This is a genomic window from Promicromonospora sp. CA-289599 (assembly GCF_050936155.1).
GTDB lineage: Bacteria > Actinomycetota > Actinomycetes > Actinomycetales > Cellulomonadaceae > Promicromonospora.
Map to the genome: position 1 here is coordinate 6101074 of NZ_JBNJNI010000001.1, position 14571 is coordinate 6115644.

Below are 14571 nucleotides of genomic sequence, written 5' to 3' on the forward strand. Positions count from 1 at the left end.
GGCATGGCCGACACACTGCACTTCCGCGGGATCAACTACGACACCGGCACCAACTACATGCCGGGCTGGCACTCACGCCAGGACTGGTCGACCGAGGGCATGCGCACCGACATCGCCGTGATCCGCGACCAGCTGCACTGCAACGCCGTCACCCTGTTCGGTTCGCAGCTCCCCCATCTGGCCGAGTGCGCCGAGTACGCGGCTGACGCCGGCCTGGCCCTCTGGCTGCAACCGCGCCTGATCGACGTCCATGCCGAGACCGCCCTTGATCACCTCACCCAGGTCGCCGACCTTGCGCAAGCGCTCCACGACCGCGGCGCCGACGTCCGCCTGAACGTGGGCTGCGAGCTGAGCATCTTCGCCCCCGGCATCATCCCGGGTCGGACCTACCAGCACCGCGCGACGGCTCTCGGGGTCATCTGGCCGCTGCTGCCGCTGTTCAACGTCCTGCTGAACCGGCGCCTGCGGACCGCGGTCGCCCGAGCCCGTGACCACTTCACCGGCGAGATCACCTACGGCGCCGGCTCCTGGGAGAGCGTCGACTGGAGCCCGTTCGACCACGTCGGCGTCAACCTGTATCGCGACAAGAGCAACGCCGCCACGTACGGCGCGGCACTCGCCGGACTGCACCGCCACCGCAAGCCCGTGCTCATCACCGAGTTCGGGTGCTGCAGCTACCCCGGTGCCGACCGCCAGGGTGGAGCGGGCGACGCGATCATCGACTGGAGCGACCCCACCCGACCCCGCGTGAAGGGAGACCACCCACGCGACGAGTCCGTCCAGCAGCGCTACCTCGCCGAGTTGCTTGACTCCTTCGTCGAGCACGACGTCACCGGCGCGTTCGTCTTCGAGTTCAGCGAACCGACCTACCCTCGCTCCCCTGATCCGGTCCACGACATCGACGTGGCCAGCTTCGGGGTGCTGGCCGCCGACCCCACCACCGCCGTGGGCGATCGCCCGTACGCTCTGGTGCCCAAAGCCGCGTTCCACGAGATCGCGCGCCGCTTCAGCGCAGCCTGACCGAGCACCGAACGCTGTTCTACAGCAATTGGCGCGAACCGGCCAGCCGAGACCAGTCGGTCTCGTACCGCCCCTCGGCGTGCGGCCAACGTTCGTCGGCCGGCCACTACAGCGGCCCGCCGAACGAGCTCTCGCTCGCCATCGGCGCCCCCGGCGTCGGATGGAGCCTGGTGGTTGTGCGATCGCAGCCCACCAACCTGGGAAACACCTCGGTGATGTCTGACGGCGGTGGCGGAGTCCTCAGGGACCGGTACTCTGCCGGACTCTCACGGAGATTGAAGAACCGACCGGCAAACCGGCCGGTCAGCCGACCCGTCGCGGCGCCGTAAGTGACAGCTGGTCCGTGTGGGTGGCCAAGCTGCGCCGTTGCAGTACCGGTCAGCTGGCGCGGGCCACGTCGAAGACGGTCTGGTTCCGGTGAATGGCCTGTAGGTGACAACCAGGTCACGGTGACGCCGCCCTAGGCGACAGCTCAAGCCAGCCAACCGCCTGGACAGAAGGGGTCAGTCCTGGGCGTCGCGCAGGTCGGCGCCGAGCACCGAGAGGTTCTGTCCGATGCTGTCGAGGGCGGCTGCGGCGTCACCGCTCACCGCCTCCTCGGCCTGCTCGAGCTGCGCCGTGGCCTGGTCCACCTGCTGCTCCGCGTCGGCAACGGCCTGCTGGCCCTCCGCGGACGCGTCCTGCTCAGCCTTCTCCAATGCGGCCTGCGCGTCGTCGATCGCCTGGTCGGCCTCGGCCACGGCTACCTCGGCCTCGGCCCTCGCCTCGGCATCGAGGTTCTCGAACGTCGCGTGAGCGTCGTCGATCGACTGCCTCGCCTGGTCGACGATGCCCCGCGCCTCGCCCGAGACGTCCTTCACCTGGTCGGCGGTGTCATTGATGTCCTGGTCCGAGCACGCGGCGAGCGTGCCACCCAGGCCAAGGGTGAGGCCGGTGGCAAGGGCAAGGGAAGCCAGACGGCGGGCGACGGGGACGTGCTGCCGGCTCGCGATGGGGGTGCGGTTCACGCTGTCCTCCTCAGTACGGGTATGGCAGTCCGAACACGGTGACACGACGTACGCCGAGTCGCATCTGTGCTGGTTTGCACGGCTGGTTCCTCGGTCCGCGACCTCGCGAGACCGGCCCGCGCCGGGCAGAGTCGAAGTCCCGGGAACGAGGGCGCGTGTCCGCCCGGCCCGAGCGAGTGCAGTTTCAATTTCTCGCGCCTCAGCACCCAATGGAAAACACACAGTGCTGGATCGCCACCGAACCTAGCGTCGTGGACGCAGACCCGCAGGCCAGAGCGTGCCGCGGCCGATCAGGAGTACGCCGCCACTACGGCGACGACGCTCGACCGCACACATCCAGCGTCACCTATCTGAACAGCAGTCCCTCCTGCACCGCCATCACGCCGTCGTCGAGGACCACGTCCGAGCTGCCAAGACCACCGGGCTTGGCCTGCTGCCCTCCACGTCCTGGCGGATCAACACCGCCTGGATCCTGCTGACCGGCATCGCCCGCGACCTCGACGTCTGGACCCGGCTGCTCGCCTTCCACGACCACGATCACCTCGCGAGAGCCGAACCAGCAACGATACGCGAGCTCGTCTACCGGCTACCCGCCCGCCTGGCCCACCACGCCCGTCGCAGATGGCTGCGCTTCGACCGCGACCACCCCCACACCGACGCGATCACCAGCGCCTGGCACCGCCTCACGAACCTGCCCGCCGTGACCTGACCAGACCGACGACGTTCCCACGAGCCGGAACGGAGCGACCGCACAACCCCCGGGCTGGAACCGGCGCACGCAGCGACACGCGATAGCGAAACACTGCCAAACGCGGCCAAGCCACACATCGGACGAGAACGTCAGGCCGGGCTACCCACCAGGTGAATGATCGAGGCTAGCGCGGTCCGCGCCGTCGTCTCCGAGAAAACTGACATCTTGATAGAAGCCCTCCCAGCCATTCGAGACGGGGCGAAACTATCGGCACTCACTCGGAACCTCGAAACCAAGGGAGTTCTCGACTTCAAATAGCGCAAATTCACCCGCCCCCGGCTCTGGGCCCGTTGCACCCCCAGATCGGGTTGACATCACCTTGGCAATTCTCGCATTCTGCTCGCCGAATCTCGACACGATGTTAAGCCAGAAATTGGCATCATGAATTATGGTACGAAAACGATCTCAGGAATGTAATCAACCGGATATCGGAGCGACTGACCCTCCAGGCTGAAACTGGCCGGCCCGGAGATGTCAAACCACTCGGGGGGCGTCACCAGGCCTGCCCTCGTGGTGTGAGGACCGTGGCCCACCACCCCGCTGTATGGAGTACCTACCGCAGACGCTCGTCTACGCTCGGCAGCCGCAGCTGCGGACCTTAGGGGGCGCGACTCGACTGCAGTCCACCCGCAGGATTCGCTCGTACCGGCACCCACCTATGCCCCCGAATCGAGACCAATCATGAACGGCAGACCCTCTACGAAATTTTTAATGGAGGAATCCCCCTCAGATGAACCAATTCTGGAAATTATCCGCAGTAGCTCTGCGCGATCACCTTCCTCAAGCCCCGAGATCTCTCCCGTTATGGACTCCATTCCACGAACCGCAACATCCGGATCGATTTCAGAATCACTGGCGTTCTCGAACACCATTAGAGCCGCAATTATGGCTCGAACCAGTGGTTCGCTGTCCATCTACGGGGCCTGCCTCACTATGATCGTCGACACTTTCGAGAACTCCATAAATCTTCCGGCCGCCGCCACAGCGGCAGGAGTCGGCAACTCCCAGACAACTTGCATACCGTTGTATGCGGCTACCGCCGCTTGGCGCCGAGCTTGATCTACAGCCTTTGCACTAAAGACAGGATTCAACTTTCGATCGATGATCTCGAGCCCGTCAACCCCATCGAATCTAGCACTCACGATCGAACCATCAGCACCCGGCATCTCAAGCTGCGGAGCCATTCCACGGCCAGTAGCAGGATTCGATCTCGCACCTGTAGCACCTGACTGGTAGTTGTAGGCCCTCTGCGACATTGCAGGTGATCCGCTCCGCAGATCACCACCCTCGTCGACCCAGTTGACCGGGTTGTTGGCAGCGTTTGGTTGGCCAGGCGCGGTTGGACAGTTGTGGACAAGGACTGCGTCCGCGTGATCCGCAGCAGGGGGCCCTCGAGTACTACCAGCGCCTACGTCCGCACCCGTCGCGATCACCGAGTACGTGTGCAGCCCCTGCACCGTCAGGTTCCAGGCCGGCTCGAAGCTCACCTCCTCGGTCAGGGCGGCGTAGACCTCCATCGTGCCACCGTCCGCGGTCAGCACCACCTCACCCGGAACAAGCTCATCCGCACGCTGGAACTCCTGATCCGACTCGGACCAGAACGGGTGATCCTCGGTTGTCAGGATCTCGCGCTTCTCACCAGTTCTGGTGGTCAGCACCAGGGTGAGCATGACGTCGTCATGCCCATGCACCGCTTCGACCGGCTTGGCCTCCTGCTCACCCGTCTCCGCATCAGTAGCCACCACCTCGTCGCCGGGCTTGACCTGATCGATCGCCCTGACAGTGCCATCCGCCATCAGCACACCGGTGGACCCGGCGAACGAACAGCCAGACCCGAAACGCTGCTTCAGGTTCGACACCGCGGTCGAGATCCGCTGCGTCTTGACCTTGGCAGCAGCCGCAGCCGTATTCCGCGACACCGCAGACGCCATCGCCTGCGCAGCCTGCGAAGCACGCTGAGCAGCAGCGCTAGTCACCGACCTGATCGCGTTGGACGCCACCCCAGCAGCAGTTGGTGCGATACGCCGGGCGATCGCACCAAGAACAGGCCCACCGACCAGCCCTGACGCGGCGCCTAGTGCTGTCTCGCCCAGGAAGCTCTTCCAGCTGAACGGCTCCGTTTTCTGGACCTTGGTGCGCCACAGGTTCGAGACCGCACCACCGACCGCACCAGCGGCAACCGCACACCCGATCGAGCCTGCTCCCGCGGTGAGGGCCATGCATCCGCCGAACACAACCGCACCGGCCACAGTGCCGACGATCGCGGCCTGGTGCTTCTTGACGAACCCGCCCACCGCCGAGGCGGCCTTCGAGAACCAGGACAGACCTGACGGGTCGGAGTACGTCACCGGATTGTTCCCCGAGTACACATACGCGTTGAACTGCGCCGGCGTCCCCGCATCCAGCTGCGGATCCACACTCAGGAACCGGCCGATCACCGGGTCGTAGTACCGGGCCCCAAGTAGTACCAACCCAGTACCGGCGTCCTCGACACCACCCGCCGCACCCAGGAACCGCCGATCACCCGGCAGCCGGTCCGCACCAGTCAGCACCTCCCCCGACTCGGGATCAGTGGTCGTGGGAGTGCGATCGCCACCAAACGGATCCGAGTACAACCGGGTGACCGAGTCCGCCGTCCAGACAGTGTTCGGCACCGACGCCACAGGCGTGCCCTGCTGATCACAGACCAGCGAAGTCACCCCGCCGAGCCCCCGCCCGTCACGCACGGCCACCGTCTGCCCCGCGAAGCTGTAGTACCGAACCGCTCCCACAGCACCAGCAGGATCGACATGCACCTCCTGCCCACCAGGCAAGTACACGGTCGTACCCGACGCATCGGTACGCGTGATCCGCTCACCCTCGGCGGAGTACACGTACGACGCCTCACCAGCCTCGGTGGTGTTCTCCCCCTCAGTCCCTTCACCGCTCGTCGCGACGGTGGCCAGCTCGCCCTCGCCATCCCAACCCAGCAGCTGGGTGGTCTCCACCGCCCCGTCACCGTCGAGATCGTCCTCGACCTGGGCCGGGTCCGACGCGTCGACCGGCTCGGAGAAGTTCCGCGCGGTCTGGTTCCCCGCGGCGTCGTAGGAGAACGACGCGACGGTCTTCGCCGGGGCATCACCGATCGACGCCGCGGGCCCGGTCTGCTGGGTCTTCGTCGTCACCTGGTGCGGCCCGGCCCCGCCTGCGGCGTGCTGGTAGTTCGTGCGCACCACGTCGGTGCCGCCGTCCAGAACATGCTCGGTCAGGGACGTGCGGTTGCCCACCGCGTCATAGGTGTACTCCTGCCAGTACGGCGCCGCACTGAACTCAGCGGTACCCACATCAGCGGGCTCCACATCACCGACGGACGCCGCGCAAGTGCCGTCGGCGTCGGTCCACGCCCCCACGAGACGGCCGAGGCCGTCCAGGTCGAAGCACTGGTTGTCGTCGTTGACCTGCGCGTCGCTGTTCGCGGCATCCCCCACCTGCGGCGTGTCCTTGATCGACAGCACGTTTCCGGCATCGTCATACCCGTACGTGATGTCGACGTCCCGGCCGTCGAACCGCTCCCGGTCCAGCCCGATCCCCTTCAGCCGGCCCGACGCATAGTCCCAGTTGTACGTGACCACAGCGCCATAGGTGTTACCTAGGTCCATCGCCAGCGGCTTACCGTCCGCGGTGAACTGCGAGTCGGCCACATACGTGCCCCAGCCGAACCCGCCGCCCATCCACACCGGCATACCGGCATCGTCATAGAACGTGGTCACATGCTCCGCGCCCAGCACCGAGGCATCCGGCGTCGCCGCGTCGTCATCGGTCGCGGTCACACCGGGCAGCACCTGCTGACGCACCGAACCGTCGAGCCGGTACTCGTACGAGGTCGTGAACTCCCGCTCGGCCAGCCCGGTCAGCCCAGGCAGGTCGCTGGGCAGAACCATGGTGGTTGACGTCGGACGGTACGCCGCGTCGTAGGCCCCCACCTTCGTCGTGTAGGACTTGCCGTCCTGGATCCTGGTGGAGCTGGACGGCAGACCGAGTGCCTTGGCCCCGGCCGCGCCTGGCCCGGGGGTGGCGTCGTAGGTCCACGACGAGCGCACCGTACCCGCGCCGTCCGCGACCCGGGTCGGCCGCCCGAGGTTGTCGTAGGTGTAGACGAGGGTGCTGGCCTTCTTGACCGCGTCGCTCGCGCCGGACGCGTTGCCGTTCCCGTTGACGGTGCGCGCGACCTGCCCCACCTGGTCGTACTCGGTCGTCGTGGTCCCGGCGTCGGGGTCGGTCGCGCGGGTCTGCCGACCGCCGAAGTCGTACCCGTACGTCCACGTGTTGTCGGCCGGGTCCTTCATCGACGTGAGCTGGCCGAGGCGGTTGAACGCGTAGGTCGTCGCCTGATAGGTCGACGTGGTGAGGTTGCGCGGGTTGAACCCGGGCAGAGTCGACGGCTCGTACCAGTGACCGTTCGCAAGGTCGGACGACACCGCCGGCCGGCTCTTGTGCTCCCACAGCGCGGTGGTCCGTCCCCGGCCGTCCGTCACGGTCGTGGTGGCCGTGCCGCCGTCCGGCGGCACGACCGTCGTGTACGGCGCGTCGTACCGCGTGACCGTCCGGGACTGCTCGTTGAGGTGGTTGTCCTCCAGCCCGGTGTAGAAGATCTGATCGATCACACGACCCGCACCGTCATAGGAGTACACCGTGGCCGACGGCGCGACCAGGGTCGGCTTGACCGGCGTGTTCGACACGACGCCGGTGGCGTACTGGGTGCCGGACTCCTTCCAGACGCGTCCGGCGGTGTCGTAGAAGACCTGGGTGATCCGGCGCCCACGCTCAGCGGCGCTGTCCTGCCGGGCCTCGCCGGTGTCCAGCACCTCGTCCTGGGTCTGGAACACGCGCATCAGGCCGTCGTAGAGCTCCGCTGTGGCGTGCTGGACCGCCTTGTTCTCGCTGTCAGCGCCCAGGGTGCGGGTCAGCACGACGTTGAGGCCGTTCGTCCGGGTCGTGTACTCGTACTCCACCGAGGGCTTGCTCAGGCCGGCGTGCTCCGGGTAGGTGACGGTCCGCATCCGGCCGAGGGCGTCGTACGTCCCGTTGGTCGACTGCCCGTTGGCGTCCTTGCTCGACGTCATGAGACCGGTGACCTTGTTGAACGTCACCGAGGACGCCATGGTCCCCTTTGGGCCGGTGCCGTCCGGATCCGGCGTGGTCGTGGTCACCGTCGTGGGAATCACCGCTGACGCGGGCGTGTATGCCGTGGTGGTCTCGGCACCCGTGACGTCCTTGACGCTGGTCACGCGCCCGTAGGCGTCGTAGCCCATCGTCTGAGTCGTGACGTACCCCGTGCCAGAGCCGTTGCCGACCGTGGCAGTGGTCCGGTCCAGCTTCGGGTCCAGGCCGCGCACCGCCGTCGCCATACCGGCGGCGTTGTAGGTGGTGACCTGGTCGCTGATCACGTCGTCGGGGCGAGATACCTCGCCCGCCGTCACCTTGGCGCACGACGCCGCGTACGTCTGGGTGCGCGAGACCAGGCCGAGCATGTTCGCCTCGGCCAGCGCGGTGTCGGCGGTATGGGCGTAGGCGATGTGCGTGCACGTGTCATCAGTGGCGGTGGCAGCGTCCCCGAGGTCCTCGGCCCGGATCACCTGGCCGTTCTCGTCCGTCGACGTGGCGGACCGGGTACGGATGGCGACGTCGCCCGCCGCGTTCATCTCGTATCCAAGGGCCGTAGACCCGGCCTGCCGGGTCACCTTGGTCGTACCGTCGGTACCCGTGGCCGCGACCACGGGAGCCTTGGGCACGGTCACGGTCCGCGCCACGGCGCCGTCATCGGCGCCGCCGTCGTGCGTGATCTCCTCGACCGCCGTCCCGGCGTGCGCTTCGTGGTCCGTCACCGTCGTGCGGTACCCGGTGGGCCCGACCTCGAAGTCACCACCGGTGGTGAGGCCCCGCAGGTAGCGCGTGGTCGTCGACGATGCCTGCGAGCCCTCGCCCTGCGTGGTCACCACGGTGCGGTAGCCGCGGAACTCCGACCAGGTGACCTCGTCCTTCTTGGTCAGCGGCCCCGTGGGCTTGACCCACTTCGCACCGCCCGAATAGCTGTACTTCGTGGTGAGCTCGCCCGAGCCGGTCACGATCTCGTGCTCTCCCGAGATCGACGCACCGTTCTGGGTCACGGCATCCACGACGTACTTGTGGAACCAGTCCATCGGCAGGTCATCGCCCTGCCACTCGACCGGGAAGCACAGTCGGTCGTTATCCGGGATCCCAGCCTTCGTGGGCACATTGCCCGGGCCGCACTCGGTGCGATAGCTCGGGCTGATCACCGCACCTGACTCGGTGCGGACGCCGATCATCCTGGGCCGGTACATCGGCGGCAGACCGTCCCCCTGGGAGTCGATGCGGTTGGGCTTCATCTCCCGGGCGAACTTCACCGCGTTGTTCGACACGTCGTCCGACGTCCACGTCGTACCGCCGTGGCCCCTGTGCTGGATCGCGCTGAGCCACATCACCTTGGCTGACCCGTCACCGAGCGACCCGTCTCCCGGGGAGACGAACGACTGGTTCAGCTTCCACGAGTCCACTGGCTTGTACGCGCTGCCGTCGAGTACCCGGGTCACCACCCGGTCGAGCCGGTACAGCGTGTAGAACGACGGCGAGATCGCATCGAGCCCGCACGAGCTCGCCGAGCTGTAGCAGAGCAGGTCGCCGGGCACGTCCGGCCATGCGGCCAGGTTCTGCTTCACCCGGCCGGCGTCACAGTTCACGCCCGACCCCGGCACGCACCGGCTGGCGTACTCCAGGTCCACACGAACCGGCGCGGTACCCGACTCGGCACCCACCCGGGTGCCGTACAGGATCCTCGACAAGAACCCACCCGCCGTGTACGCCGCGACACCATCGTCCAGGTTGTACGTGTACTTGCGCGTCTCCTTCGAGTACACGTACGTCATCGTGCCGCCGGTCGGCTCCTCGACGTGCTCGAGCATCCAGCGGTAGGTCTGAGTCGTCCGTGAGGCGGCGAACCCGCCGTCCGACGGCGCCTTGTACCCCGCCTCGCCCGAGTGGTTGCCGTACACCGGCATCGTCCACGAGCTACCGGTGGCCAGGCCGTCCGAGGCACGCTCGCCACGCCCGAACGTGTACTTCGCGCCCTCGGCGGTGGTGACGAGCCAGTACTCACCCTCCTTGTCACCGTTGTCGGCACCGGTCTTGCGCTCGATCTTCGTGCCGTCGACCCGCTTCGGCATCCAGCCGTCAGCCGTCCTGACCAGGTCGACCGCCGACCCGTTCAGCACCATCGTCGCGTTGTCCTCACCGACGCACATGTCGCCGGTGGTGTGGTCGGCGTTGTTCGCCGAGCCCTCCTGGTCGTCCGCGCACGGGACGAACGTGCGCTCGATGTAGGACTCGGTCAGCGACCAGCCCTCACCGACCACACTGGTCTGGTTGTTCGTCGAGGCCACCCGGCCGTCCGACGCGGCGGAGTTGTACGACAGGTCCAGCTGCGGGCCGGGCCCGGTCACCTGGGGCATCTTCAGCGGGTAGGACCACGTGAACGCGCCCGTGTTCCCACCAACACCCCACGACGCGGCCGGTGCGAGCGACGTCGCGCCCCAGTCGCCGCCACCACCAGAGGTGGATGCCATCATCATCAACGTGGTCGGCTGGTCGTCGGCCAGGTCGACGGGAGCCGACACCGTCTCGGCGTTCGCGTGGTTGACGGCGCCCTGCACCGGCGTCGTCGTGCAGTCCGAAGGCTCGGAGGTGTCGCAGTCGGAGATCTCGACCAGGGTCAACCGCGACGCCCAGTCACCGCCAGGCGTCTCCCCGCTCTCGGCGAGGTTCGCGGCCAGGTCAGCGTACGAGACCTCCACGTCGACCGACTCGGGTGCCTCGGGCGTCGATGCCGGCTCGATCTGCACCAGGACACCTGGTGCACCGGCCTCGGGGTCGATCGTCTCTGCTGCGACGTCGATCGTGCCTTCGTCCTGACCCTTACGAGGAGCGACGGTCACGGCGACGCCGTCGTCCGTCACCACCTCGTGGGGGCCGTCGCCCAGATCGACCGTGGACGCCTCGGTGGCGGCTTCGTCGCCGGCGGGCTCGGCGAGCGATCGCAATGCGGTCGCCGTCATACCCGCCGTCTCCGCGGGCACGTCCTCGGTCGGCTCGGTCGCTCCTTCTCCTCCCGGGGCGTCCGCCACGGGAGGAGAGCTCGCCCGCGGCAGGACCTGTTCGGGAGCCTCGGACGGGCCGGGCACGGGCTCCCACGCCTGGGCCGTCAGGTCCTCCGCCGTGACCTGCTCCTGGTCGTCGACCGCCTGCTCGACCTTCTCGAAGTTGTCCGCGCGCGCCTCCAGGCTGTCGACCTCCGCGTCAGCAGCGGTCTCCAGCGCGACGATCCGACCGACCGCCGGCGCGGCAGTGGCCGGGTCAGCACCGAGCAGCACCACCAGCAGCCCGGCGACCAGGCTCACGCCTCCCGCCGTCCATCGCGAACGTGCTTCGCCGCCGTACCCGCTCATGCCCGTCCTCACCGAAGTCCGCCCACTGGTCCCGTGCCTGTTGCCGCCGTGCCCGCTGCTCACTGCTCGGCCTCGTTCTCACCTGAGTCGTCGCCCCAGGTCGGGTCGACATCGTCCACGCCGTTGCCACCCACGTAGGAGGAGGCTTCGGCGCCCTGGCACAGGCGGCGGATCTTCGCCTGGGCGAGGACCTCGCCACGGAACACGCGCACGTTGTCGACATGCCCGGTCCAGTAGTTCGACGCGGCGCCACCGATGAACCCACGCCCGACGACGAAGCGTCCGGGCGTCTGCGGGAGGTCCGCCGTCATGCTCGCCTCGGCAAGGATCGGCTCCCCGACCGCGGGGTCGTCCGGAGTGCCCGCGTCACACACGTACAGCCGGAGCTTGCCCGCGGGCTTGTCGTACTCGCCCAGCAGGTGCACCCACTGCCCGAACCGCACCGGCACCGCCGACCGCGCGTAGGTCGTGGTGTTCGATCCCACCTCGCGGTTGACGCCGAACGTCCAGCACGCGCCGTCAGTGGTCGGGCACGAGGTAGGCCGGTAGCCCAGCCGGAAGCCGTTGTACAACGGCCCCTCCTGGGACAGAGCCGTGTACCAGCCGGTTCGATCCGTGTCCGGATCGAGCTTCACGTGCGCGGAGACCACGAACGACGTACCGGTGTCCACCACCGGCGCATCCGTCCACGCGATCTTGCCCACCCGAGTCCTCAGGGCAGAGTCCCCGTCGCGCGCTCCGAACTCCTGATGCGGCCCCGGCCCGAACGTGGAATCGGCCGAGATATTCAGCTGCCCAGCGGAGAGGTACTCGCCACGGTCCGCGTCGAACACGGCCGTGTCCTGGCCAGGATCTTCAGGGTCATCGAACGTCCACACCCCGTCCTCACGAGCGGCGGCGACGTCGAACTCGTACTCGGTCTCCGACGTCAGGCCGGCCGAGTCCGCGACCTTCACGTACAAGAACTTGGGTCCCGTCCCGCCAGGAGCGAAGCAGATCTCCTCGGTCCGGGTCGAGTCGAGGACGATCTCGTGCGTGGTGATCCGGGTCGCATAACCCCACCAGATTCTCTTCGAGTCCGTCGACGGCGCGTAGATCTCGAAGCAGCCGGTCAGTCCCAGACCACCGCGTTCCTTGCCCGACTCGTAGTAGGCCTCGGCGTCGGGGTGGTCACGCAGCGGGGTGATCCTCGCCTCCGCAGGCGCCGAGATATCGACACGGAAATAGCACGCCGGCGTGTCCGCGTACCCGACCATGCGTCCGCCCGAGTCCTTGATCTGCGCGCGCCACCGGTACGAGCCACCGCTGTCGAGCTCCTCACCCTCGGGCACACGCATCGTGAACCGGACACCGCTGGTCCCGGGAGACTGCCACGGCCGCCACGCGGACTCCCACACCCGTTCGTTGTTCGAGTTCTTGATCACCGTGAACTGAACGCTCACCTGCTGCTTGTCCGGGTCCTTGCCCACGACAGACAGGGACGGTCGCAGCGAACGTGACGTCTTGGGCGAGGAGGCATTCGTGCTGCACCCGATGTTCGCACCGTCGATGATCGTCTGGTAGTTGAACGGAGAGGCCGGCGGACGGTTGTACTCGACCGAGAACCGAGCGTCGTAGCGCAGCTTCTTCCACGTGTCCATGTCGGACGCCGCCTCGCCACGCAGGCCGAGGTGGATCCCCGACCAGCCGTTCGTCGCCATCAGCTTGCCGACCTCGGTCGCGTTCCACTCCGTCCCGTGCGGACCACCACACGCCGAGGAGTAGTAGGCATCGCTCGCGTTGCTGATGTGGTAGGAGGAATCCCACGTGCCGGCATGGTTCGACCAGTTCGTCGACGCGTTGATGCTGGGCGTGCGGTACAGATACATCGTCGTCTTGGTGCAGTTGTAGGAGTGCGTGCCATGGGCGCGGAACGTGGCGCTGACGACGTCGGCGGAGGAGAGACCACCCACGAACGACAGACCACTGAACTGCCAGACCAGACGCTGGAAACCTGATCGCTGGCACACCAGGTCGAGGTTGACGTTGCAGTACCCCATCCCGGACGAATCGGGGAACTTCCAGCCCCCCGTGCTCGTCGGCCACGCCGCCTTCAGCGACGTCCACGCGCTACGGCTACCGGACACCGCCGGGTCGACGAAGACCGGGTAGCTCCCGCTCGGGTCCGTGACCATGTCCTCGTCGGCCCGGATGACCGCACTGCGACCGTCCTCCGCGATGACCGTCTCCAAGGCAACCGCACGACCATCAGCCTGCGCGACCTCGACCGAGGCCACCCCGGCGCTGTCCATGCTTGCCGCACCGTCGCTTGCCGCACCGTCCACCATCGCCGTCCGCGACGCCGACCCAGAACCCGCCTCGGCGGACGCGGCGACCGAGTCCCACTGCCAGCCCGGCGCGCCCGTGAACGTCAGCGTTCCAGCAGGGTCGACCGCGTAGAACCCCTCGGCAGGCTCCTCATCGGCACCATCCTCGGCAGCCGGTTCGGCGAGCGACTTCGCGGAAGGAGCGGAATCCTCCGAGACGCCGGTCGCGTCCACGCTGGTCGGGTCCTCCCACGCGCCGTCGGGAGTCCCGTCAGCCGGCACCGGGTCAGGCGCCATGCCTTCGATCTCGGGCTGCTGGTCCGTGAGCTCGAGTCCGCCGGTGACGTCGACGACGAAGCCAAGGCCCTCGTCACCCGCAGCCGCGATCAGCGCCTCACCCGCAGCCGCATCAGCGATCCGGAGAACGGGCGTGTAGCCGGTGGCATCAGGGTGGATCGTCAGCACCAGATCAGCGCCGTCGATCTCCTCGCCCCCCGAGACCCGCACCGGATAGGTGACGATCGACGCGTCGGCCGCATCGACCTCCGGCGTGCCCAGGCCCAGCCCGTCCGGCAAGCCCATGGACAGCGCGAGGGTGTCCATGCTCATGGTCATGAACGGGCCGCCATTGGCTGCCTCGCCAGACAGGTCCATGCCATACACCGGCGCGGCCACCTGCGGCACCCCGGACCCATCCAGGCTCACCGTCGCGTCCGTGGCCTCCCAATCGCCAGAGAGGTCGGTGCGTACGGCCCCTGAGGACGCATCGGCGCGGATGGTCTGTCGTGGTGTGGCCCAGAAGGTGTCGTAGACCGTGCGCAGTGCCTCGATCTCGATGTCCTTGTCGCACGCCTCGGCCAGTACGAAGGCCTCCGGTTCGAAACGGGCCGAGGACACGGAGCAGTCAGTGACGACCTCGCCCTCGGCACGCATGGTCTCGACAGCGAAAGTCCCTCCCGCCGCCAACGCGATCGCAACTACCCCAGCAA

At 67.5% G+C, this 14571-nt stretch carries 6 protein-coding genes; 2 read left to right on the top strand and 4 right to left on the bottom strand.

The features are described from left to right. The first annotated feature begins 3 nt into the window (after positions 1-3). Entirely contained in the window at positions 4-1020 is a 1017-nt protein-coding gene (locus ACQEVI_RS27175) for a hypothetical protein (RefSeq protein ID WP_432905543.1), read from the top strand. Between the two features lie 503 nt (positions 1021-1523). On the opposite strand, the gene ACQEVI_RS27180 is transcribed toward ACQEVI_RS27175, so the two are convergent. Next, a complete protein-coding gene (locus ACQEVI_RS27180) occupies positions 1524-2027 on the bottom strand; it encodes a hypothetical protein (RefSeq protein WP_432905545.1) in 504 nt (167 codons plus the stop codon). Between the two features lie 277 nt (positions 2028-2304). Between ACQEVI_RS27180 and ACQEVI_RS27185 the strand changes: the two genes are divergently transcribed. After that, positions 2305-2736 (top strand): transposase, encoded by a 432-nt coding sequence (locus ACQEVI_RS27185; protein WP_432905548.1) that lies wholly within the window; start codon positions 2305-2307, stop codon positions 2734-2736. Positions 2737-3434: 698 nt separating this feature from the next. Here the strand turns inward: ACQEVI_RS27185 and ACQEVI_RS27190 are convergent. Genes ACQEVI_RS27190 through ACQEVI_RS27200 form a run of 3 tightly spaced genes read right to left on the bottom strand, consistent with a single transcriptional unit; the run spans position 3435 to position 14479 of the window. Then, the gene (locus ACQEVI_RS27190; protein ID WP_432905551.1) at positions 3435-3692 is read right to left on the bottom strand and encodes a hypothetical protein; all 258 of its coding nucleotides are present in this window, start codon (positions 3690-3692) and stop codon (positions 3435-3437) included. Next, on the bottom strand, positions 3693-11276 hold the full coding sequence (locus tag ACQEVI_RS27195; protein ID WP_432905553.1) for an RHS repeat-associated core domain-containing protein: 7584 nt from the start codon (positions 11274-11276) through the stop codon (positions 3693-3695). It lies immediately after the preceding gene. Between the two features lie 59 nt (positions 11277-11335). Further along, entirely contained in the window at positions 11336-14479 is a 3144-nt protein-coding gene (locus ACQEVI_RS27200) for a LamG-like jellyroll fold domain-containing protein (RefSeq protein ID WP_432905556.1), read from the bottom strand. Between the last annotated feature and the right edge of the window lie 92 nt (positions 14480-14571).

Coding starts and splice junctions, on each gene's coding strand:
- ACQEVI_RS27195 (WP_432905553.1), bottom strand. CDS start 11,276: ATGAGCGGGTACGGCGGCGAAGCACGTTCGCGATGGACGGCGGGAGGC.
- ACQEVI_RS27190 (WP_432905551.1), bottom strand. CDS start 3,692: ATGGACAGCGAACCACTGGTTCGAGCCATAATTGCGGCTCTAATGGTG.
- ACQEVI_RS27175 (WP_432905543.1), top strand. CDS start 4: ATGGCCGACACACTGCACTTCCGCGGGATCAACTACGACACCGGCACC.